Raw genomic sequence first — 20,675 nt, 5'->3', positions numbered from 1 at the left:
TGTTATCCAACACGCAAGTTTGTGCGAAGCGATATGCTCCCGGTATGGCATCGGACCAGGAGGTTCTCGCGTCCGGCCCCACCCGGCGCACGCAGGAAGAACGGCGTACCGCGACGAGAACCGCGTTGCTCGCCGCGGCCGCCGATGTCGTGGTCGAGGCTGGGGTACGAGCGGTGACACTGGCCCGGGTCGGCGAGCGGGCCGGTTACAGCCGGGGGATCGTGACCCACCACTTCGGGTCCAAGCAGGCTCTGCTCGAGGCCCTGGCCCGGTCGAGCCAGGCCGGTTTCGTGCCCGGTGTGGCCGGCCGCCCGCCGGGGCTGGACCGTCTGCTCCTGCTGGTCGAGGGCTACCTCCGGGAACTCGGCAAGCCCGGCGTCGCGGCCAGGGCGTTCCTGCTGCTGTGGGCCGACGCGGTGACGGCGACCGACCTGGCGGGCAGTTTCCGGGAGCGCGACGAGGGGTTCCGGGCGGAGCTGCGCGCCGATGTGGCCGCCGGCATCGCCGACGGCACCATCCGCGGGGACGCCGATCCGCGCGAGGTGGCGGTGGCGATCCTGGGGCAGCTGAGGGGAATCGGCCTGCAGCGCCTGCTGGAGCCGGACGTCGCCGACATCGTCCGGCTCGCGCGATCCGTGGCGCAGCAGTGGCGGTGCGCATTGGCGGCGCAGCCGGAGAACCCTGGGCCGGTTACGGGACGACCACCCGAACACCGGGCAGGGTGATGCGCACGTCGATCTCGGGGGCGAGGCGCGCGACGGCGTCGGCGTAGTGGCGCGGGTCCTGGTCGCCCCTGGTGATCATCTGGTCGCCGAGCCGGCCGCTGTGGAACGCGTAGTGGTGGGGGACGGCGAGCGCCGGCCGGAGCACGGCGGTCAATTCCGCGGCCTGCTCGGCGTCCATCACGACCTGGGCCAGGTTCGCCGGCCGGATGCAGAGGCCGTTGACGGGCAGGATCGTCAGATCGATCGACCCGAACCGCTCGGGAATCTGGTCGAGTTCGGGCACACGCAGCGAGTCGCCGCCGAAGAACACGGTGCGGCCGCCCGCCTGGATCACGAAGGTCACCTCGTGCACGCCGTGCTTGCCGGGGGTCGCGGTGACCGTGAGGTCGCCGACGCTGGTGGACTCCCACGCCTCGATGGTGTGCAGGTTGTGGAAACCCTTGTCCTTGGCGATGGTGGTGACGGTGCCCGGCCCGATGATGGGGGTGTCCGGGTTGAGACCGCCGGCGACCAGGGCGTCGAGATCGCAGTGGTCGTAGTGCTCGTGGGTGATCACGACGGCGTCGAGGTGGCCGAGCCCGGACACGGTGGCCGCGAGCTGCTCGCCCTGGTAGTAGTTGGCGTTCTGGGTGAACCACGGGTCGGTGAGGATCCGCAGGTCACCGATTTCGATCAGCTGACACGCGTGCGCGATCCGGGTGGCCGCGAGAGTGGTGCTCATTTCAGGTTCTTCCTTCCGGGAGTGATCAGTTGGTGCCGAGGTCGAGGAGGGCGCCCAGGAGTTCCTCGGGCGCCTCGACCTGCGGCAGGTGGCCGGCGCGGGGCAGCAGCGTGAACGCCGACATCGGGATCGCCGCCGCGTAGGCCTTGCCGTACTCGGGGCTCACAATGCCGTCGCTCTCGCCCCAGACGACGTGGACGGGCAGGTGGCCGATGGCGCCGAGCCGGCCCAGCAGGCTGGGGTCGGACATGGTCGGGCCGGCGTACGAGACCAGCGCCTGGATGTCCGGGCTCGGTCCGGTCCCGCCGGCCGTAGGAGGCTCGGGGGCCTTGCGCGGGTCGTGGAAGGACAGCTTCTGCAGGTCGGCGGGCGCGAGACCGGCGACGCTGGTCATGGGGTGCCCTTCCACCTCGATCCCGATCCCGTCGATGATCACGACGCCGCTGACCCGCGGGCTGCCCAGCAGCGCGATCTCGGCGGCCAGCCAGCCGCCGAACGAGTTGCCGATCACGGTGACGTCGCTGAGCCCGAGTTCGTCGAGCAAGCCGACATAGGCCGCGGCGAGATCGCGGGCGGAGTCGACGCCCGGCACCCGCGGGGTGCCGGCGAAGCCGGGGTGGGTCGGGGCCAGCACGCGAGCGTGTGTGCGCTGCGCGAGCAGTTCGGCGAAACCGGTCATCGTCGCCGGACCACCGCCGCCGTGCAGGAGGAGATAGGGCTGGGTGTGGTCGCGGTCCTCGACGGTGACCGTGCCATTGGCGAGTGGTGCGTTGACGACGCGGGTGGGCCGGAGGCTTCCGGCCGGGACGGTTGTGCTCATGGGGCGACTCCTTGTGCGGTGTGCGAGACTTGCTCGTATAAGTAACCTTATATAAACAAGCTTAGTTTGCCAAGTGTGAGGAGAGTCGCTGATGGTCGGATATCCTGCGTCGGTGTCGCCGTCGCTTCAGGAGGTCGGGCTCGCTGTGAAGCGGCTGCAGTGGCGGCACCACCGTGAGGCCAACCGCCGGCTGTCCGCGCAGGCCGGGCTTTCCCTGGTGCAGTGGGATGTACTGCGGCACCTGCACGAGCAGCCGGACGCCACGCTGCACACGTTGGCGGAACTGACGTTCCAGACCGATCAGTCCATGGGAACCCTGGCCAAGCGGATGATCGACCGGGGGTTGCTGCGCAGGGGCGATGGCCCCGGCCGGGCGACCCGGCACGCGCTGACCGACGAGGGTGAGCGGGCCTATCAGGCCGGATCGAACATCGTCGAGACCGTCATGGCCGAAACGCTCGGCACGCTGACCGAGGCCGAGCGGGCTGTGCTGCACGAACTCCTGGTCAGGGCCGCGTCCGGTGATCGAGGCCATCGAGCAGAAGGTCGACCATCCGCCGGCTGAACGTCATATCTTCGCCGGGGCCCGGGACGCAGAGGTGAGCCACGGCGCGGAGCAGGTCGTCGGCCGAGACGTCCGGGCGGATCTCGCCGGATTCCTTCGCGGTGTCCAGGAGTCCGGCGAGTGCCGGTTCCAGTCGCTGGAGCAGTCGGGTGCCCAAGCCCTCGAAGGTGGGGTCGCCCGAGTGGAGTGCCGCCGCCAGGCCGCGTTTGGTGGCGACGAACTCCGTGTACCGGTGTACCCATTTCGTCATCGCCAGTAGCGGGGGATGGGCCTCTGCGAGGACCGGCGCGGCCGCGATGCACTCGGTGACCTCGTGACTCAGCACCGCCAGCACGAGGTCCGAGCGCTTGGGAAAGTGGCGATACAGGGTCGCGACGCCCACTCCCGCTTCGTCGGCGATCACTTTGACGTGTGCGTCGACGCCGTCGCGGGCGAACACGGTCCGAGCGGCGGTCAGTAACGCGTCGATGTTGCGCTGGGCGTCGGCGCGTGGCGATCGGGCACTCATCAGGCTCGCTCCGAGTTGCTAGGTGGAATCAGGTTCCGTATAGTAAGTGGAATAGGACTCCACTTACTATAGTCAGAGGAAGACCTCCACTCCATGAACAAGTTCATCGATCTCGCGGCGCGCATCCCGGTCAGCCCGGAGACGCCGGCAGTCACGTACAACCCCGTAACGCTGCAGGATGCCGACCGCCCGCTGCCACTCGAGCTGCGCCTGACTCTCCCGGCCGGCGATGGGCGTGTGCCCGTCATCCTGCTCTCACACGGTGGGGGCGAGTCGCGGTACCTGGCCTCGAAGGACGGCTACAGCCCGCTCGCCGACTTCTACGCATCGCACGGGTTCGCGGTCATCCAGCCCACTCACCTGAGCTCGAAGATCGGCGGACTCGGCCTGGATTCCTCGGCGCCGGGGCACTCGATGTTCTGGCGCTCGCGCATCGACGACATGCGGCTCGTCCTCGATCGCCTGGGGGACATCGAAAAGCAGGCTCGCGTCGCCGGCCGGCTCGACGGCGACCGCATCGCGATCATGGGGCATTCCGCCGGGGCGCAGACGGCCGGCCTGCTGATGGGCGCCAGCCTGCCCGGCGAGCCGAGCCTGCTCGACCCGCGGATCAAGGCCGGTGTGCTGCTGGCACCCGTCGGCAACGGCGCCGGGCTGCTGCCCGCCGTGCTGGCGCGCTATCCCGAACTCGACCTCGATTTCTCGTCGCTCACAACGAGGACTCTGGTGGTCTGTGGAGACGAAGACAGCAGCCCGTACCTGACGTCCCGCGGGCCGGCCTGGCACGCCGATCCGTACACGAGCGGAGCTGGCGCCGACGCGCTCCTGACTCTCCTCGGCGGCAAGCATTTTCTCGGCGGGATCATGGGTTACGACCTCAAGGAGACCGACGACGAAGACCCGGAGCGACTCGCGATCACCCAGCGGATGACGTGGGCGTATCTGTCCTCCGCACTGGGCTGCGACGACAAGGCCTGGCCCGCCGCCAATGCCGCGCTGTCCGAGCACTGCGCGGCATTGGCGACGGTCACCCACAAATAGCCGTCAGGCGGTGCGGCCGCGCACCCCGGCCGCGAGCCGTGCGGTGAGCCGCTCGAGTGCGGTCGTGCCCTCGTCGAGGAGCTTTTCGACCAGGGCCGACCCGACGATCACGCCGTCGGCGAACCCGGCCACCTCGGCGGCTTGGCCGGCGTCCGCGACCCCCATGCCGGCGCAGACCGGCAGTTCGGTGACCGTGCGGAGCCGGCGCACCAGGACAGCGGCGGCCTCGTCCACCGATTCACGTGTCCCGGTCACACCCATCAGCGCGGAGGCGTACACGAACCCGGTGCCGGCTGCGGCGGTTTCCGCCAGCGACGCGTCTGTACTGCTAGGCGCGACCACGAACACGGTGGCCAGTTCGTGCTCGGTGGCGTGCCGCCGCCACGACGCGGACTCGGCCACCGGCAGATCCGGGAGCACACAGCCAGCGCCGCCGGCGGCGGCAAGTTCGCGCGCGAACCGCTCGATGCCGTAGCGGGCCACCGGATTCCAGTACGACATCACCAGTACCGGCTTGCCGGTGGCGGCGTGGACCTCCCGCACGGTGCGCAGGACGTCCGCGATCCGGACCCCGCCGCGCAACGCGATGTCGTCGGCCGTCTGGATGACGGGGCCGTCCAGCACCGGATCGCTGTGCGGCAGGCCGACCTCGACGATGTCCGCGCCCGCGTCGAGAGTCGTCCGGAGCGCGGCGATTCCGTCGTCGACAGTGGGGAATCCGGCCGGCAGGTACGCGATAAGCGCGGCCCGGCCGGCCCGCTTCGCACTGGCGAGCGTGTCGGTGAGCAATCGCAGCTGTCCGCTCATCGCGCGCCCTCCAGTCCGAAGTGGACGGCCGCGGTGTCCAGGTCCTTGTCACCGCGCCCGGAGAGGTTCACCAGGATGACGGCGTCCGGGCCCAGTTCGGCGCCGACCTCGAGGGCACCGGCCAGTGCATGCGCGCTCTCGATCGCCGGGACGATGCCTTCGGTCGAAGCGAGCAGCCGGAACGCGTGCATCGCCTCGTCGTCGGTCACCGGGCGGTATTCGGCGCGGCCGGATTCGTGCAGGTGCGCGTGTTCCGGCCCGACGCCGGGGTAGTCGAGCCCGGCCGAGATCGACCAGGCTTCGCTGATCTGGCCTTCGTCGTCCTGCAGGACGTAGGAGCGGGAGCCGTGCAGGACACCGGGTTCGCCCGCGACCAGCGACGCCGCGTGCTGTCCGCTGCGCACGCCGTGCCCGGCGGCTTCGCAGCCGATCAGGCGCACGCCGGGATCGTCGAGGAACGCGTGGAACAGGCCGATCGCATTGGATCCGCCGCCGACGCAGGCGATCGCCGCGTCGGGCAGCCGGCCGGTCCGCGCCAGGAGCTGCCGGCGGGCTTCGACGCCGATGACGCGCTGGAAGTCGCGGATCATGGCAGGAAAGGGGTGCGGCCCGGCGACTGTGCCGAACAGGTAATGCGTGTCCTCGACGTGCGCGACCCAGTCGCGGAACGTCTCGTTGATGGCGTCCTTGAGGGTGCGGGACCCGGAGGTCACCGGGACGACCTCGGCGCCCAGCAGCCGCATCCGCGCCACATTGACGGCCTGGCGACCGATGTCCGTCTGTCCCATGTAGACGGTGCAGGCGAGGCCGGTGAGCGCGCACGCGGTGGCGGTCGCGACGCCGTGTGAGCCCGCCCCGGTTTCGGCGATGACACGGGTCTTGCCCATGCGCTCGGCCAATAGCGCCTGGCCGAGCGCGTTGTTCACCTTGTGCGAGCCGGTGTGGTTCAGGTCTTCGCGCTTGAGGAAGACCCGCGCGCCCCCGGCGTGCGCGGCGAAGCGCGGCACCTCGGTGAGCGCGCTCGGCCGCCCGACGTAGTGGGCGAGCAGGTCCTCGAGCCGGGCGATGAAAGCGGGATCGGCCTTCGCCCGTTCGTACTCGGCGGCGACCTGGTCGATGGCGGCGACGAGCGCCTGCGGGACGAACTGACCGCCGAAGGCACCGAAGTACCCGTCGCCGTCTGGCAAAGTTCCCGGCGCGGCCGGGAAGAAAAAGTCGTGCTTCATGGCAGATGTGCTCCTGACCCGGGACGTCCCGGGTGGTTCGTGGCTGGTCGGGGGAATCACCGGAGCGCACGAACACGCGGGGTCACCGGGGAAGGTTCTCCCTCAGCGATCCCACGCGACGCGCGGCGCACGGTGCCATCGCATCCCGTCGACCTGGCCCGCCTCGGAGCCGATCGCGTACCGCACCCGGCGTCCGCGCACGCGCCGGGCGGGCGCCTGGCAGCCACGCGGCCGGCGGCCACGGGCGAAGCGGACGATGAGGGGCACGGTCGCAGCTTAACCGAAGACGCGATCAGTGAACGCCGGCGGCGTCCGGCCTCTCGTCGACGGCACGCCGGGTGAGCGTGGTCCGGCGGAACCGTCCCGGCGGCACGCCGTACTCGCGACGGAAGGCGGCCGAGAAGGCGAACTCGGTCGAATAGCCGACCTTGGGGGCGATCGTGGCCAGCGAGGCGTCGGTTTCCCGGAGCAGCCGGGCGGCGCGGCTGAGCCGCCAGCCGGTCAGGTAGCTCATCGGAGGCCGGCCGACCAAGGTCGTGAAGAGCCGGGAGAAAGCCGTGCGGGGCATCCCCGCGACCTCACTCAGCCGGCTCACCGTCCACTGCCGCTGTGGGTTCTCGTGGATCTCGCGCAGGGCGGAAGCGATGCCCGGGTGGGCGACCTCCGGCCACCCGGACGTGTCGTCCTGCTCGTGCCACAGGCGCAGTACCTGAACGAGGATCAGATCCAGCAGCGCCCGCAGTGTCGCGCCGGAGCCCGGCTGGGTCATCGAGACATCCGCGGCGAGCAAATCGACGAGCGACCGCATCGCCGGGTGGCGGTCGTAGTCCGGCGACACCGCGATGAGATCGGGCAGCGCGCGGAGGTACTGGGGTGTGCGGCCGTGTTCGAGCCGGTAGTTGCCGCACAGGAATTCGAACGACGCGGGCCCCGGACCCGGCGGGCGCGGGCCCATCTCCACGGGCGGCAGGTCCCGCAGCGTGCAGGGCTCCTGGCTCAGACCATGCTCGGCGCCGGACGAGGTGAGCACGATGTCGCCCGGGTGCAGGGGCGTCGGCTCGTCTTGCCCGATCAGCCAGCTGGTGCCGCGCATCATGATGTGGAACCCGCTGCCGTCGAACGCGGGGAACCGCACACCGCCCGGCTCGGTCTGCCTGATCAGCCGGGCATTGGCTTCGCCGACCCGCACGGTGCGGATCACCTCGCTGATCAGGTCCATACCGACGATGGTAGCGGCGCACCGGTGCGCACAGCCGCGTATGAACCGGTGCCGTGCGCGCATGGCACGGCGCTGGTGACCGGTGCTTGAATCGACGAGGTGATCGAATACGCGAGCGCGGAGACCACTGCGGTCCTGCGCACACACGCCGGGAAAGTGGAACAGAACGAGCGGCCGGCCGGCGAGGCCCTGGACGCGTTGCGCAAGGACGGCGTCTTCGCATTGCGGACACCGCGGGAGTACGGCGGGGCCTGGGCGGACGCGGAAACCATCGCGCGAGAGCTGACCGGTCTGGGCCGCGCGTGCCCGTCCACCGCCTGGATTGCCGGGACATGCGTCACGTCGAAGAACCTCGCCGCTGGCTCCTTCGCCGGCGCCGGGACGCCCGAATCGCCGGAGTTCTTCGCCGACCCGGACGCGCTCTTCTGCGGTTCGGGGGTGCCCGGTGCCCGTGGTGAGTGGGTGCCGGAAGGGGTGCGCGTCAACGGCCGCTGGCCCAACGTTTCGGGCTGTGAGGACGCGACCTGGGCCGGGCTCGCGGTGATGGTGGACGGTGCGTTCTCCTTCGCGCTGGTGCCGACGGCCGATCTCGTCGTCGAGCGGACCTGGTCCATGGCGGGCATGCGCGGCACCGGTAGCCACACGTTGGTCGCCGCCGACGTGCTGGTGCCGGCCGAGCGGATCGCGGCCGGGACGCCCTTCACCCCGAACGACATGATGCTGTTCGCGATGACGGTGCTGGGCCCGGTGGTGGGCGCCGCGCAGGGCGCACTCGACGCCGTGAACGCGATGTTCGCCTCGGACCGCAAGCCGTTCATGACCGAGTACACGAGCATGGGGGAGTCTCCCGGGGCCCGGCAGTGGCTGGCGGAGGCCACGTATCTGGTGAACCGCGCCGAAAACACGATGCTCACGGTCGCCCGCGAGGCGAACTCGGCCGCACTGTCCCCTGTGGACGTTCCCCGGCTGCGCGCGGCGCTCGCGGACGCCGGCCAGGACTGCCGGACCGCCGTCGAGCGGATGCTCGATCTGCACGGTGCTAGCGGTTTCAATACGTCCAATGTGCTTCAGCGGTTCTGGCGCGACGTCGCCGTCGGCAGCCGGCATCCGCACCTCAACCCGTACCTCGCCGTGGAGAATCTCGGTACGGCGCTGGCCGGTCAGTGACCGACGACGGAACCCAGCCAGGTGCGGAAGGCGATCACCGCTGTCGACTGTGGACGGTCCGCCCGCCACACGAAGTAATAGGTAAACCGCCCGCGATCGAGGCTGAAGTCGAATGGAGCGACGAGGGAACCGTCGGCCAGCTCCTTCTCGATGAGGGCCTTCTGGGCCATGGCGACGCCGTGTCCTTCGATCGCGGCCTGGTACGCCAGCAATGAGGTCTCGTACTTCATGCCGGTATAGGCGTTGCTGGTGCCCAATCCCGCAGCTTTGAGCCACAGTGCCCAGTCGTCGAGCCGTGCCAGCGAGTGCAGCAGCGTGGCTTCGCCGATCCGGGCCGGCTCGGTGAGCGTGGCCCGGAGCCGGGGAGCGACCACGGGCACCAGCTCATTGGGGACGAGTTGCTGGCTGGACAGCTGTGGCCAGTCGCCGTCACCGAGCTGGATGCCGGCGTCGATGTCTTCCCGGTCGAGATCGATGGGCGCCGGCGAGGTGGTCAGCCGGACGTCGATATCGGGGCGGGCACGGTGAAAACTCGCGAACCGGGGGATCAGCCAGCGCACCGCGAAGGTGGCGGGGGACCGGATCTTGAGCGTCGTACCGGGGACCCCGGCACGAACCGCTTCGGTGGCCTTCTCCAGGCTGGTGAACAGGGGCGTGATGTCGGCCAGATACCGCGAGCCCGCCGCGGTCAGCTCCAAGCCACCGTGCACCCGGTTGAACAGGGGCACACCCAGATAGTGCTCGAGAGCACGCACCTGGCGGCTGACCGCGGCGGGCGTCACCGAGAGTTCCGCCGCCGCCTTCGAGATGCTCAGCAGCCGCCCGGTCGTCGCGAACACCCTCGTGGGGTTCAGCGGCGGCAGCGGATCGCGGCGGGCTGTCACGGTCATCAGGGTAATACGGGCGATTCACTGGGCCGGGTGGTCGCGGTGCTCCGGACTCGCTCCGACCGGATTCCCCAGAACAGGGTGACGGCCAGGCACGGGATCAGGGAGGCGATCGAGTAACCGACCCCCGCCAGCTGGTTCCCGGTCAGCGAAACCAGCGACAGGCTGATCAACGGCAAGAAGCCGCCGAAGAGGATGTTCCCGAGCTGCTGGGCGAAACCGAACCCGGTCGTGCGGCTCTGGGGCGGGAACTGCTCGGTGATGAACGCCGGGAGCGGGGCCATCACCATGGCGGTCAGGATCGCCAGCACCGCGATGACCGCCGTGACCGCCGTCCACGACGAGGAGTGGGCAGCCGCGCGGATGGCGGCGAAAGCGGGGTAAGCGGCGAGCATCCACAGCACGATCCCGATCAGCATCACCCGGGAGCGGCCGATGCGGTCGGACAGGGCTCCGAAGAGCGGGTAGCACGGCGCCGCGATGAGGATGGCGATCGCGAGGGTCAGGTTGGTGTGGGTTTCGTCGACCTTGAGCACCGTCTGCAGGAAGTAGAGCATGTAGATGACCGAGGTGTAGAGCGTCACCGAGGTGCCGCCCTGCGCGCCGAACGTGGTCAGCAGGATGGCTTTCCACGACTTCCAGGTGCGCACCGTGTCCAGCAGTGGCGACTTCGACAGCTGCCCGGACTGCCGCAGTTCGGTGAAAACCGGGGTTTCGTGCATCCGCAGCCGGACCAGGGTCGCGACCAGCACGATCGGCGCGGACAGCAGGAACGGGATCCGCCAGCCCCAGCTGGCGAAGGCCGCTGCGTCGAGGCTGACTTTGAGCAGGGAAACGAGGACCAGCGCGATGAGCAGGCCGACAGTCGCGGTGCTCTGCAGCACGCTGGTGTAGCGGCCGCGCCGTCCGTCCGGCGCGTGCTCGGTTACGTAGACGACCGCGGAGCCGTACTCCCCGCCGAGCCCGACGCCCTGAACGATGCGCAGGAACAGCAGCGCGGCCGGAGCGAAGATCCCGGCTGTCGCATAGGTGGGCAGGCAGCCGATGGCGACGGTCGCGACCCCCATCACCCCGAGGGTCACCACGAAGGTCCGCTTCCGCCCGATGCGGTCGGCCATCGGGCTGAAGATCACCGTGCCCAGCGGGCGGGCCAGATAGGACACGCCGAAGGTGGCGGCGGCGAGCAGCGTCGCGACGACCGCGTCACTGTCCGGCAGGAACAGCTTGGTGAGCGTGCCGGTGAGGGCGACGTAGACGAAGAAGTCGTAGTACTCGAGCATCGTGCCGATACTCGACGCGCCCACGATTCTCAGCATTCGGTTGGTCATCACATCTCCTCATCGAGACGGCTAACGGTTCTCCAGGAACTGCTTGACGGTGGTGCGGTGCTCGTCGCCGGACAGGAGGATCGCCTGCATCGCGGCCGCCAGTTCCAGCGCGGCGGGCAGGGTGGCCTCCGCCGACTCCCGGACCAGCCGCTTGGCCATGCGCAGCGCGCGAGGCGGCTGCGCGGCGATCGTGCGCGCCAGCTCCGCGGCTTCGCGGTCCAGCTGGTCGTCGTCCACGACACGCGAAACGATGCGCAGCTCACTCGCGGTCTCGGCCGAGATGAACTCGCTGGTCAGGCTGAGTTCCATGGCCTTGGCGACGCCGACGATCCTGGTGAGGAACCACGCGCCGCCGATCCCGGACACGAGGCCGAGCCGCAGGAAACTCTCGGCGAACCGGGCGGATCGTGCCGCGACGCGCACGTCGCACATCAGGGCGAGGTCGAACCCGGCGCCGACGGCCGCGCCGTTGAGCGCGGCGACCGACGGGACTTCGAGGTCCCGCATCGCGCGGGTGATCCGGTGCAGGCCGAGACGCAGCCGGTCTTGGATGTCGGTGGTCGTCCCGGCCATCAGATCGGCGCCTCTGGCCATGTCCTTGACATTGCCGCCGGTGCAGAAATGCCGTCCCGAGGAACGCAGCAGCACGCAGTGCGCGTCCGGCCTGTTCTTGGCGTCCTCGAGCGCCCCGGCGAGCGCGTCGGTCATCGCGAGATCGAGGGCGTTCCCGGTGTCCGGGGCGTTGAGGGTGATCGTGAGCACCCCCTCCGCGAGACCGCTCGTCACGAGTGGGTTTTCGTCGTTCATGGTCTGTCCCTTCATTTCTCAGCTCGCGGCGGTGTCGGGCCGCCGGTGGCCGCCGCCGATCACGCCGTGGTCGAGCAGGCGCGCCACCTCGGCTTCGGACAGCCCGTACTCGGCGAGGACGGCTGCCGAGTGCTCCCCCGGGAGTGGCGCGGGCCGGTCCGGCTCCGCGCCGGGCTGGGACGGGCCGAGCACGAAACCCGGCATCCGCACCGTTCCCGCGGTCGTTTCGACGCCGCTCGCGCGGTATTCCTCGGATTCGACGACGTCCCGGTACCCGGCGACCGGCGCGCACAGAATGTCCCTGGCGGCCAGGATTTCCAGCCACGCTTTCGTCGTGCGCCGGGCGAACAGGCGGCTCAATTCCTCCCGTAGTGCCGGCCGGTTGGTGACGCGATCGCCATTGGTGGCGAACCGGGGATCCGCCGGCAGGTCCGGGGCGTCGAGAGCCTCGCACAGCGCGGGCCACCGCTTGGGGTCGTACGCGGCCACCATGATCCAGCCGTCGGCCGTGCGCAGCGCCTCGTTCGGCGCGGCATAGGGCGCGGCGCTGCCCAGCCGCTTCGGTTCGGTCGCGGAGGTGAGGAACGAAGCGAAACTGACCTGCTGCAACATGATCGTCGCGTTGTACAGGCTGACGTCGAGGTGCTGGCCGGGTTTCCCGTCCCGGACCTCACGAAGGGCCGCGAGGACCGCGACGGACGCGAGGTAGCCGGTCACCATGTCGGCCACCGGGATCTGCACCTTCGCCGGCCCGGAATCCGGGTGCCCCAGCGTGCTCATCAGCCCCGTCACGGCCTGCATCACCCCGTCGACGCCAGGTCGGTCGCGGGCCGGGCTTTCCTGGCCGAACGCGGAGATCGAGCAGTAGACGAGCGCTGGGTTGCCGGCGGTGAGCGAGGCGTGGTCGAGTCCGAGTGAGCGCATGACACCCGGCCGGAAACTCTCGACCAGGACGTCGGCCTGCGAAACCATTCGTCGCACGGCCTGTTGTCCCGCCGGGGTTTTCAGGTCGATGGCGAGGCTTCGCTTGTTCCGGTTGACGCTCAGGGAAATCACGCTCTGGTCCCCGAGCCACGGCGGTCCCACCTTGCGCCCGATCTCGCCGGCGAGTGGCTCGATCTTCACCACGTCCGCGCCGAGATCCGCCAGCGTCATCGTGCAGACGGGCCCGGCCACGACGTGCGTGAAGTCGAGCACACGAATCCCGCGCAGGCTTTCTCGGAACATTTCGCCACATTTCTTCGTCGGCCGAATCGGTGCGATCAGATTAAGGACGTGTTTCCGGCGAGGGCAATCAACACTTTTTGCGGTCACCTTTGACTAATTGTTCAAGGGTCGCGGGCGAGACCGTCGACACAGTGTCGATTTTTGTAGACGGGGTGTAGAGTCATGGCCATGACGAACCGAACGTTTCTGATCACCGGTGTCAGCGGTGGCCTCGGCCGCGCCTTCGCGCAGGGCGCGCTGGAAGCCGGTCACACCGTCATCGGCACCGTGCGCAAGACCGAAGACCTGGCGAAGTTCGAGGCGCTCGCGCCCGGCCGCGCCCACGCCCGGCAGCTGGACGTGACCGACGACGACGCGGTCTTCGCCGTGATCGGCGAGGCCGAACGCACCGTCGGCCCGATCGACGTGCTGATCGCGAACGCCGGCTACGGGCACGAGGGCGTGTTCGAGGAGTCCCCGATGGCCGAACTGCGCGCGCAGTTCGACGCCAACGTGTTCGGGGTGGCGGCCACCGTGCACGCGGTCCTGCCGGGGATGCGCGAGCGCCGCTCCGGGCACATCTTCGCCGTCAGCTCGATGGGTGGGCTGATGACCATCCCCGGGATGGCGTACTACTGCAGCAGCAAGTACGCGGTGGAGGGCATGCTCGAGAGCCTGTCCAAGGAGGTCGCGGGCTTCGGGGTGCGGGTGACCATCATCGAGCCCGGTTCGTTCCGGACGAACTGGGCGGGCGGCTCGATGGTCCGCAGCGAGCGGTCGATCGCGGACTACGACGAGCTGTTCGAGCCGATCCGCGCGGCCCGGAAGGCAGCCAGTGGCAACCAATTGGGCAATCCTGCCAAGGCCGCCGAGGCCGTGCTCAAGGTGGTCGAGTCGGAGAAGCCGCCGGTGCACCTCGTGCTCGGTACGGACGCATTGAGGCTCGTCGGGAACGGCCGGGCCGCGGTGACCGCGGACATCGAGGCGTGGGATGAGCTGTCCCGGTCCACGGACTTCCCGGACGGTCACCAGATCGCGGCGAACTGACCACGATGGCTGATCCGGTCAGGGCGGGCCGCCGGCGCTCCACCGCACCGTCCAAAGGAGACCTGCGCGAACTCAGGATTCTCGAAGTCCTCGGGGAGCTCTTGGCCGTCAAGAGTTTCGACGCGCTCACGACCAACGACATCGCCGAACGCGCCGGGCTCTCCCGTGCTTCGATGTACTTCTATTTCAGTTCCAAGCAGGAGGCACTTGTCGCCCTCTTCGCCAGGACGATCGAAGCGCTTCGCGAGAAATCTCGTGCGGCGGCCGACGATCCCGCGGCGCCGCGGGACGCGATCGCGACGGCCATGGCGCGCACCCGCGATCGCTGGCGTGAGCACGGGTTGATCATGCGCGTCACGATCGACCAGTCCTCGACCATCCCCGAGGTGGGGGCGTTGTGGACGGAGACGGCGGAGATCTTCATCGACGCCATCGCGGCGATCCTGGTGCGCGCCGGTGTGCCGGCCCACGACGGGCCCGACGGTGCGGCGGCCATCGCGCGCGCGTTGTGCTGGATGATCGAGCGGACGTTCTACCACGCGTCAGCGGTTTCCCCCGAGGCGCTCGATCAGGCGTGCGAAACCTGCCGCGTGGTGTGGCTCCTGGCCGCGGGGATCGAGCCCTGACCTCAGGAGAGGTCCTTGCCGAGGCACAGGATCTCGGGCAGCGCTTTGTGGAGGCCGAACTTCGGGATCTCGGCGTAGTGCGATGACGTGTAGAGCGCGATCGCCGCGGGCTGCTTGATGCCGGTCTCCAGCACCGCGCGCTTGCGCCCGGCCAGCGCCGCCGTCCGCTCCAGTTCGCGGAGGATCATCCGCGCGTACCCGCGGCCGCGCGCCAGTTCGGTGACATACATTCCTCCGGGTTCATCGGGGTGGCGTCTTCGACCGCGTAGAGGTCGACGTAAACCTGCTGCACATCGGCGATGAGCTTGGTGGCGTCCGGGTGCCCGTAGGGCACCGGGACGATCCTCAAGTCGTGACTGTGGCGCGGTTCCATCACTCCGGCAACTTCCTCGGCTGTATGTAACGATCACTCTACAGACTTCGGCCGTCGCCGGCTTGGCCCAGCGCGTGGCGCAGGCTCACCGGCCTGGCCGGCGGGAGCGGTTCGCCGGGCATTTCGGGCTCGGCGCGGAAGCTTTCCAGCAGGTAGGCGACCAGCCGGCGGGAGAGGTCGCGGGCTTGCGCCGGCGGTGCGTTCCGGAGGCCGCTGTTGGCGAAGAGGATCATGACGAGGTCACTGGGCGCGAAGTCCGGCCGCAATTGGCCGGCTTGCTGGGCACGGCGGACGAGCTTGGCGAAAGCGGTTTCGGCGTCGTCGCGTCGCCGCCGGTAGCCGGCCTCGACGCCGAACGACGCGAGAAAGGCTTCCGTGAAGCCGCGATCCTCGAGTTGCTCGGCGCAGGTGAACTCGATCAGGCGGCGGAATCCGTGCCACGGGTCCGGGTCGGCGACGGCCTCCCGGAACAGGGCTTCGCAGTGCGCGATCTGTTCGGCGAACACCTCGTTCACCAGGGCATCGCGGGTCGGGAAGCGCCGGAACAGGGTCGCCACACCGACCCCGGCGTGCCGGGCGATCGTGCTCATGGGGACATCGACGCCGCGGGCGCGATAGAGCTCACGGGCCGCCTCGATGATCCGGGCCCGGTTGCGTGCGGCGTCGGCGCGCAAGCCCGGCTCGCCGGCCGTGCGCGGGTGCGTCGATTCGGTCATTTCCCCAGTGAATCGCAAGTGGAAACGGATTTCCAGTTGGGTGGCCGAGTGATTCACTTCCGCTGCCGTTGATCTCACTTGGGCGGAAACGGATGACCTTTTCCACTTCGGCCGTTACCGTCGATGACGACGACGATTACCGACGAAGGAATCCCACTGTGACCGAAATTCAGGCCGGCATTCCGCTACCCATGCGCCGGGTCGGGTTCGACCCGGCGCCGGAGTTGCTCGCCCTGCGAGAGCACGACCGTATCGCGCGGATTCCGGCGCCGGGCGGGAATCCGGCGTGGCTGGTGACCCGGTACGAGGACGTCAAAGCCGTCCTGGCCGATTCGACCCGGTTCAGCAATGCCGCCGCCCTGCCCGGACTCGACGAGGCAGGTGCGGAACAGAAACAGGCCGTCGCCGGCAATCTGCTGCTCACCGATCCGCCGGATCACCACCGCCTGCGCCGGATGCTCAGCGGTCAGTTCACCATCCGGCGGATCCGGGAACTCGCCCCGCGCGTCGAGCGGATCGTCGAGGACCATCTCGATGCGATGGAACGGACCGGGCCGCCGTCGGATCTCGTCGCCGACTTCGCTCTTCCCGTGCCCTCGCTGGTGATCTGCGAACTCCTGGGCGTTCCGTGGGACGAGCGCGGCGAGTTCCAGGACCGCAGTGCCCGGCAGATGGACATGTCGCGACCCGAACAGGAACGGGCCGCCCTCCTCTACGAGCTGCACCAATACCTGACCGGACTCGTGGTCCGGGCCCGGACCAGTCCTGGCGACGACCTGCTCGGGATGCTCGTGCGCGAACACGGTGACGAGCTGACCGTCGCCGAGCTGGCCGGGATCGCGCTGCTGCTCCTCGTCGCCGGGCACGAGACCACCGCCAACATGATCGCGCTGGGCACCTTCGCGCTGCTACGCCATCCCGACCAGCTCGCGGTGGTCCGCGACGACCCCGCCGCGACGGAGCCGGCGGTCGAGGAACTCATGCGCTGGCTGTCGATCGTGCACACCGGTATCCAGCGCACCGCCACGACGGAGGTGGACCTCGCCGGGGTCACCATCCACGCTGGCGACGCCGTGCTCCTCGCTTTTCCCAGCGCCAACCGGGATCCGGAGTTCGTCGCGGATCCCGCCAGGCTCGACATCGGGCGCGGCGAGATCGGTCACCTCGGCTTCGGCCACGGGGTGCACCACTGTCTGGGCGCGCCGCTGGCCCGGCTGGAAATGCGTGTCGCCTTCCCCGCTCTGCTCCGGCGGTTTCCGTCGCTTTCGCTCGCCGTAAGGGACGAGGAGGTCCCGTTCCGCGTTTTCAATTCCGTCTACGGCGTCGCTGCGCTCCCCGTCACCTGGTAGCCCGGGTGCATTTCCGTGAAGGAGGTCGTTCGATGAAGATTCTGATGTTCGGTCGCGGCACGATCACGACACTCTATGGCTGGGCGCTCGCGGAGGCCGGGAACCAAGTGGATTTCTATGTCCGGCCCGGACGAGCTGCCGAGTATGGGTCCGAAGTGGACTTGGAGATCCGGGACGGGCGGACCGGTCGTGGCGTGCCCGTCCGGAAAAGCTGGCCGATCACCATGCGGGAAGAACTGGACGCCGGGCACGACTACGACCTGATCATCCTCAGCGTCAACCACTACCAATTGGAGGACGCCGTCGCGTTCCTGAGCACCCGCGTCGGCGACGCTTCCGTGCTCGTCTTCAACAACGTGTGGGCCGACCCCGCCGACGCGGTCGCAGCGCTGCCCAGTGCGCAGGTCATCTGGGGATTCCCGGGCGGGGGCGGAGGATTCACCGGGTCCACGCTTCGAGGTGGCGTCGTCAAGAACGTCTTTCTCGGATTCTACGGCGATTCGAATCGCGGCGAGCGATACCAGGCGGTTCGCGGTCTCTTCCGGGATGCCGGGTTCTCGGTGTCGGAAAGCAAGGATTTCCGCAGTTGGCTCTGGTTCCATTTCATCCTGGACGCCGGGCTCCTGACGCAAGCACTGGCTGTGGGCGGGCAGCCCGAACTCTTCGCGTCGCGAGCCGCGGTGAAGGACGCTGTTCTGCTCATGCGGGAAATGATCCCGCTGCTGAAGGCCAAGGGTGGAAAACCGGGACTGGGCGCCGCTGTCATCTCCCGCGTTCCGGCGGGGCTGCTGGCTTTCGTCCTGCAGAAGTTCCTCAGCGCGGACAACATGTACAGCTTCATCATGGAGGAGGTGGAACGCACGGGTCACATGACTCGTGCATCGGCGGGTCGCTACGCCAGGGACGTGCTCGCCGAAGCCCGAAGGCTGAGCGTCCCACTTCCCCGCCTCACGGCATTGGAGCCGGTGTTCGGGCAAGCCGATCCCGCGGGCCCTATCTCGTGAGCGGCTCCACTCCGAGGAGGGCCGCGGTCTTGGTATAGACCACGCGGGCGAGACTGTCGTTCAGGGCCAGGCGCGACGGGGTGTCCGGCTGGGACCGGCTGAAGAAGCCGCCGCTGGGGAGCGGGGCAGGCGAAGCGGTGGCGAGCAGGACGGGGGTTCGCACCCCTTCGTCCGGGGTGATGGTGAACGGGCGGAACAGGGGTGCGGTCAGCCGCATCAGGCCCCCCGCGTTGCTGTTGAACGCGGTGCCCTTGACCATGCCGGGATTGGCGTTGTAGACGCTCATACCGTCGGGCAGCCGGTGGGCGAGTTCTCGCGTGGCCAGGAGGCTGACGAGTTTGCTCGTCGAGTAGGCCTTGATCTGGTGGTAGAAACCGTCGCGCCACGATGTTCCCGCGACATCCGGGTCGGCGGTGTCGAGCTTGCCGCGCCTTTCCACGAACGACGACATGGTGATGATCCGGGCCTGGGGTGTGAGCGCTCCGGCGGCCAGGAGGCCGTGAGTGAGCAGGAACGGGGCGTGGTGATTGAGGGCGTAGGTGCGTTCCACGCCGTCGGTCGTTTGCTCGTAACGGGGGAAGGCCGCGCCCGCGTTGTTGATGAGGACGTCCACCAGGTGGTTGTCCGCGGCTAGTTCCGCGGCCAATGCCCGTACTTGTGACCACTGCTCCAGGTCGGCGGTGTACGTCCGCGGCGCAGCCGCCAGGCCGCGCAAGCTATCCGCGGCGGCCCGGGTGCGCGTCTCGTCACGGCCGACGAGGACGACGTTCAGACCGGCCTTGATCAGGTGGCGTGCCATCACCAGACCCAGACCGGACGCTCCGCCCGTGATGACCGCGGTCCTGCCGCTCACGACCGGTCCATCGCTTCGCGGAGAAGTGTGCGTAACCGCAGCCTGCTCTCGTGGTCGAGGCGGGCGAAGGGTGAGTGCTCGGTGGTGTGCTCGATGACGCGATCGCGCAGCGCGCATCCCTCAGGGGTGAGCTGGATGACCTTCGCGCGCCGGTCGACGGGATGGGGCACACGGCGAACCAGGCCGCGCTTCTCCAGCCGGTCGATCATCGACGTGGCGGTCGAGGCATCGCACTGCAGGAGTTCGGCCAGCCGGCCCGCGGTCATCTCCCGGCCGCGACTGAGCCGCCACAACGCGTCGGTCTGGGTGTCGGTCAGCCCCGCTTCGCGGGCCAGGTCCTTTAGCTCGGCATGCACCTGGGTGCGCAGCGCGAACAGGTAGTCGTGCAGCTCTTCGGTCAGTTGCCGGTCATCCACGAGCACCACAGTACATGGATAATCCAATAATTGGAAAATCCATGTAGTCCCCTATCGTGCCTTGCGGAACGCCTCCCGCAGCTCGCCGACGAGCACGTCGGGTTGTTCCCAGCCGGCGAAGTGCCCGCCGTACTCCATTTCGTTCCAGCCGGCGAGGTTGGTGTAGCGGCGTTCCGCCCAGCGCCGGACGACCGGCAACGGTTCCGCCGGGAACAGCGTGCAGAACGTCGGCACTGTCACCGGCTGCGCGTTCTGTGCCTCGGCGCCGCGCGGTATCCACCGGATGTGCTCCCAGTACCAGCGAGCGCTGGACGCGCCGGTACCGGTGAACCAGTACAACGCGATGTTGTCCAGCTGCTGCGCCAAGCTGACGCCACCACCTGCCTCGGGCCTGGAATCCGACCAGGCGGCCAGCCCCTCGCCCAGCCACGCGGCGAGTCCGGCGGGGGAGTCCAGCAGGGAGTAGCCCAGCGTCTGCGGCAGAAAACCCTGGACCAATGCGTGCGTGGGCCCGGTCATCAGGAACCTGTCGCGCTTGGCGACCAGGGCCTGCTCGGCCTCGTCGGCCGTCGCCGGGTCTTCGGGCAAGGGCCCGGCCAGCGGCATGGTCAGATGCAGGGCGGCGACCCGCTCCGGAGCGAGCCGAGCCAGTTCGGTGCTGACGAAGGCGCCCAGGTCGCCGCCGTGCACGCCGAACCGCTCGTACCCGAGCCGGCTCATCAGGTTCGCCCAGGCGCGCGCTGTGCGGCCCGCGTGCCAGCCGGTTTCCCGGGGCCGCTCGCTGAAACCGAACCCCGGCAGCGCCGGAATGACCACGTCGAAAGCGTCTTCGGCGGACCCGCCGTGCGCGACCGGGTCGGTCAATGGCGCGATGAGGTTCTCGAACTCCAGCACCGAGCCCGGCCAACCGTGGGTCATCACCAGCGGAAGAGCACCGGGCTCCGGCGAACGCACATGCCAGAACGCGATGTTCAGGCCGTCCAGATCGGTGCGGTAATGCGGTATCGCATTCCACCGCTGCTCGACCTGCCGCCAGTCGTGCCGCCGCCAGGCGTCCAGCAGGCCGCCCAGGCGTTCGACGCCGATGCCTTGCGTGCCATCGGGAACCGTCTCCGCTTCCGGCAGGCGGACCCGGTCGAGACGCTCCCGGAGGTCCTCCAATTGACGTTCGGGGACGTTCACCGGAAACGGTTCGATGTCACTCGTGATCATGGGGCCAGATTAAGGCGCCGGTCCGCCTATAGCGATCGACACAGACAAACAC

The 20,675-nt window shown here is 69.0% G+C and carries 25 protein-coding genes; 8 read left to right on the top strand and 17 right to left on the bottom strand.

Annotation, left to right across the window (positions count from 1 at the left end):
* Positions 1 to 44: 44 nt before the first annotated feature.
* Entirely contained in the window at positions 45 to 725 is a 681-nt protein-coding gene (locus LOZ83_RS29880; RefSeq protein WP_236795065.1) for a TetR/AcrR family transcriptional regulator, read from the top strand.
* Here the strand turns inward: LOZ83_RS29880 and LOZ83_RS29875 are convergent.
* Both LOZ83_RS29875 and LOZ83_RS29870 read right to left on the bottom strand, forming a co-directional pair.
* Positions 691 to 1,446, bottom strand: coding sequence for an MBL fold metallo-hydrolase (locus LOZ83_RS29875; protein WP_236795064.1), 756 nt, complete (start codon positions 1,444 to 1,446; stop codon positions 691 to 693). The genes LOZ83_RS29880 and LOZ83_RS29875 overlap by 35 nt on opposite strands.
* Before the next feature lie 25 nt (positions 1,447 to 1,471).
* On the bottom strand, positions 1,472 to 2,266 hold the full coding sequence (locus tag LOZ83_RS29870; RefSeq protein ID WP_236795063.1) for an alpha/beta fold hydrolase: 795 nt from the start codon (positions 2,264 to 2,266) through the stop codon (positions 1,472 to 1,474).
* A gap of 91 nt (positions 2,267 to 2,357) precedes the next feature.
* Here LOZ83_RS29870 and LOZ83_RS29865 point away from each other — a divergent pair, with 91 nt between their 5' ends.
* Positions 2,358 to 2,831 (top strand): MarR family winged helix-turn-helix transcriptional regulator, encoded by a 474-nt coding sequence (locus LOZ83_RS29865; protein WP_236795062.1) that lies wholly within the window; start codon positions 2,358 to 2,360, stop codon positions 2,829 to 2,831.
* Here the strand turns inward: LOZ83_RS29865 and LOZ83_RS29860 are convergent.
* On the bottom strand, positions 2,773 to 3,339 hold the full coding sequence (locus tag LOZ83_RS29860; protein WP_236795061.1) for a TetR/AcrR family transcriptional regulator: 567 nt from the start codon (positions 3,337 to 3,339) through the stop codon (positions 2,773 to 2,775). The genes LOZ83_RS29865 and LOZ83_RS29860 overlap by 59 nt on opposite strands.
* Before the next feature lie 93 nt (positions 3,340 to 3,432).
* Between LOZ83_RS29860 and LOZ83_RS29855 the strand changes: the two genes are divergently transcribed.
* Positions 3,433 to 4,380 (top strand): alpha/beta fold hydrolase, encoded by a 948-nt coding sequence (locus LOZ83_RS29855; RefSeq protein WP_236795060.1) that lies wholly within the window; start codon positions 3,433 to 3,435, stop codon positions 4,378 to 4,380.
* A gap of 3 nt (positions 4,381 to 4,383) precedes the next feature.
* On the opposite strand, the gene trpA is transcribed toward LOZ83_RS29855, so the two are convergent.
* From trpA to LOZ83_RS29835, 4 genes are all read right to left on the bottom strand, one after another.
* Positions 4,384 to 5,175, bottom strand: a complete 792-nt coding sequence (gene trpA, locus LOZ83_RS29850) for a tryptophan synthase subunit alpha (RefSeq protein WP_374202737.1) — start codon at positions 5,173 to 5,175, stop codon at positions 4,384 to 4,386.
* Between the two features lie 8 nt (positions 5,176 to 5,183).
* On the bottom strand, positions 5,184 to 6,413 hold the full coding sequence (gene trpB, locus LOZ83_RS29845) for a tryptophan synthase subunit beta (RefSeq protein ID WP_236795058.1): 1,230 nt from the start codon (positions 6,411 to 6,413) through the stop codon (positions 5,184 to 5,186).
* Between the two features lie 102 nt (positions 6,414 to 6,515).
* Complete coding sequence (gene trpM, locus LOZ83_RS29840) at positions 6,516 to 6,680, bottom strand: tryptophan biosynthesis modulator TrpM (RefSeq protein ID WP_236795057.1); 165 nt, start codon at positions 6,678 to 6,680, stop codon at positions 6,516 to 6,518.
* Positions 6,681 to 6,705: 25 nt separating this feature from the next.
* The gene (locus tag LOZ83_RS29835) at positions 6,706 to 7,632 is read right to left on the bottom strand and encodes an AraC family transcriptional regulator (protein ID WP_236795056.1); all 927 of its coding nucleotides are present in this window, start codon (positions 7,630 to 7,632) and stop codon (positions 6,706 to 6,708) included.
* A gap of 99 nt (positions 7,633 to 7,731) precedes the next feature.
* Here LOZ83_RS29835 and LOZ83_RS29830 point away from each other — a divergent pair, with 99 nt between their 5' ends.
* Positions 7,732 to 8,799, top strand: coding sequence for an acyl-CoA dehydrogenase family protein (locus LOZ83_RS29830; protein ID WP_236795055.1), 1,068 nt, complete (start codon positions 7,732 to 7,734; stop codon positions 8,797 to 8,799).
* Here LOZ83_RS29830 and LOZ83_RS29825 read toward each other — a convergent pair.
* Genes LOZ83_RS29825 through LOZ83_RS29810 form a run of 4 tightly spaced genes read right to left on the bottom strand, consistent with a single transcriptional unit; the run spans position 8,793 to position 13,048 of the window.
* A complete protein-coding gene (locus LOZ83_RS29825; RefSeq protein ID WP_236795054.1) occupies positions 8,793 to 9,683 on the bottom strand; it encodes a LysR substrate-binding domain-containing protein in 891 nt (296 codons plus the stop codon). The genes LOZ83_RS29830 and LOZ83_RS29825 overlap by 7 nt on opposite strands.
* 5 nt (positions 9,684 to 9,688) lie before the next feature.
* The gene (locus tag LOZ83_RS29820) at positions 9,689 to 11,014 is read right to left on the bottom strand and encodes an MFS transporter (protein WP_236795053.1); all 1,326 of its coding nucleotides are present in this window, start codon (positions 11,012 to 11,014) and stop codon (positions 9,689 to 9,691) included.
* 21 nt (positions 11,015 to 11,035) lie between these two features.
* On the bottom strand, positions 11,036 to 11,821 hold the full coding sequence (locus tag LOZ83_RS29815) for an enoyl-CoA hydratase-related protein (protein WP_236795052.1): 786 nt from the start codon (positions 11,819 to 11,821) through the stop codon (positions 11,036 to 11,038).
* Positions 11,822 to 11,839: 18 nt separating this feature from the next.
* Positions 11,840 to 13,048, bottom strand: a complete 1,209-nt coding sequence (locus LOZ83_RS29810; RefSeq protein WP_236795051.1) for a CaiB/BaiF CoA-transferase family protein — start codon at positions 13,046 to 13,048, stop codon at positions 11,840 to 11,842.
* A gap of 168 nt (positions 13,049 to 13,216) precedes the next feature.
* Between LOZ83_RS29810 and LOZ83_RS29805 the strand changes: the two genes are divergently transcribed.
* Positions 13,217 to 14,074, top strand: a complete 858-nt coding sequence (locus LOZ83_RS29805) for an oxidoreductase (protein WP_236795050.1) — start codon at positions 13,217 to 13,219, stop codon at positions 14,072 to 14,074.
* A 5-nt stretch (positions 14,075 to 14,079) separates the two neighbouring features.
* The gene (locus tag LOZ83_RS29800; protein WP_236795049.1) at positions 14,080 to 14,700 is read left to right on the top strand and encodes a TetR/AcrR family transcriptional regulator; all 621 of its coding nucleotides are present in this window, start codon (positions 14,080 to 14,082) and stop codon (positions 14,698 to 14,700) included.
* Between the two features lie 2 nt (positions 14,701 to 14,702).
* Here LOZ83_RS29800 and LOZ83_RS29795 read toward each other — a convergent pair whose 3' ends face one another.
* From LOZ83_RS29795 to LOZ83_RS29790, 3 genes are all read right to left on the bottom strand, one after another.
* Positions 14,703 to 14,930, bottom strand: coding sequence for a GNAT family N-acetyltransferase (locus tag LOZ83_RS29795; RefSeq protein WP_374202734.1), 228 nt, complete (start codon positions 14,928 to 14,930; stop codon positions 14,703 to 14,705).
* On the bottom strand, positions 14,885 to 15,049 hold the full coding sequence (locus LOZ83_RS40885) for a hypothetical protein (RefSeq protein ID WP_374202733.1): 165 nt from the start codon (positions 15,047 to 15,049) through the stop codon (positions 14,885 to 14,887). Before LOZ83_RS40885 ends, LOZ83_RS29795 begins: the two co-directional genes overlap by 46 nt.
* A gap of 62 nt (positions 15,050 to 15,111) precedes the next feature.
* Positions 15,112 to 15,789 carry a TetR/AcrR family transcriptional regulator gene (locus LOZ83_RS29790; RefSeq protein WP_236795048.1) on the bottom strand — a complete coding sequence of 226 codons (678 nt, stop codon included), beginning with the start codon at positions 15,787 to 15,789 and terminating at the stop codon, positions 15,112 to 15,114.
* Between the two features lie 158 nt (positions 15,790 to 15,947).
* Between LOZ83_RS29790 and LOZ83_RS29785 the strand changes: the two genes are divergently transcribed.
* A complete protein-coding gene (locus LOZ83_RS29785; RefSeq protein WP_236795047.1) occupies positions 15,948 to 17,138 on the top strand; it encodes a cytochrome P450 in 1,191 nt (396 codons plus the stop codon).
* A 32-nt stretch (positions 17,139 to 17,170) separates the two neighbouring features.
* Complete coding sequence (locus LOZ83_RS29780; protein ID WP_236795046.1) at positions 17,171 to 18,142, top strand: ketopantoate reductase family protein; 972 nt, start codon at positions 17,171 to 17,173, stop codon at positions 18,140 to 18,142.
* On the opposite strand, the gene LOZ83_RS29775 is transcribed toward LOZ83_RS29780, so the two are convergent.
* The 3 genes from LOZ83_RS29775 to LOZ83_RS29765 are packed head-to-tail and all read right to left on the bottom strand — an operon-like array spanning position 18,132 to position 20,623.
* Positions 18,132 to 18,995 carry an SDR family NAD(P)-dependent oxidoreductase gene (locus tag LOZ83_RS29775; RefSeq protein WP_236795045.1) on the bottom strand — a complete coding sequence of 288 codons (864 nt, stop codon included), beginning with the start codon at positions 18,993 to 18,995 and terminating at the stop codon, positions 18,132 to 18,134. The two genes, LOZ83_RS29780 and LOZ83_RS29775, sit on opposite strands and share 11 nt — an antisense overlap.
* Positions 18,992 to 19,411 (bottom strand): MarR family transcriptional regulator, encoded by a 420-nt coding sequence (locus LOZ83_RS29770; RefSeq protein ID WP_236795044.1) that lies wholly within the window; start codon positions 19,409 to 19,411, stop codon positions 18,992 to 18,994. The genes LOZ83_RS29775 and LOZ83_RS29770 overlap by 4 nt, the downstream gene beginning before the upstream one ends.
* A 51-nt stretch (positions 19,412 to 19,462) precedes the next feature.
* Complete coding sequence (locus LOZ83_RS29765) at positions 19,463 to 20,623, bottom strand: epoxide hydrolase family protein (protein ID WP_236795043.1); 1,161 nt, start codon at positions 20,621 to 20,623, stop codon at positions 19,463 to 19,465.
* Between the last annotated feature and the right edge of the window lie 52 nt (positions 20,624 to 20,675).

Source organism: Amycolatopsis sp. GM8, from assembly GCF_021653975.1.
Taxonomy (GTDB): domain Bacteria; phylum Actinomycetota; class Actinomycetes; order Mycobacteriales; family Pseudonocardiaceae; genus Amycolatopsis_E.
The sequence above is the reverse complement of the archived record's forward strand: the minus strand, read 5'-3'. Positions and strand labels throughout refer to the sequence as shown.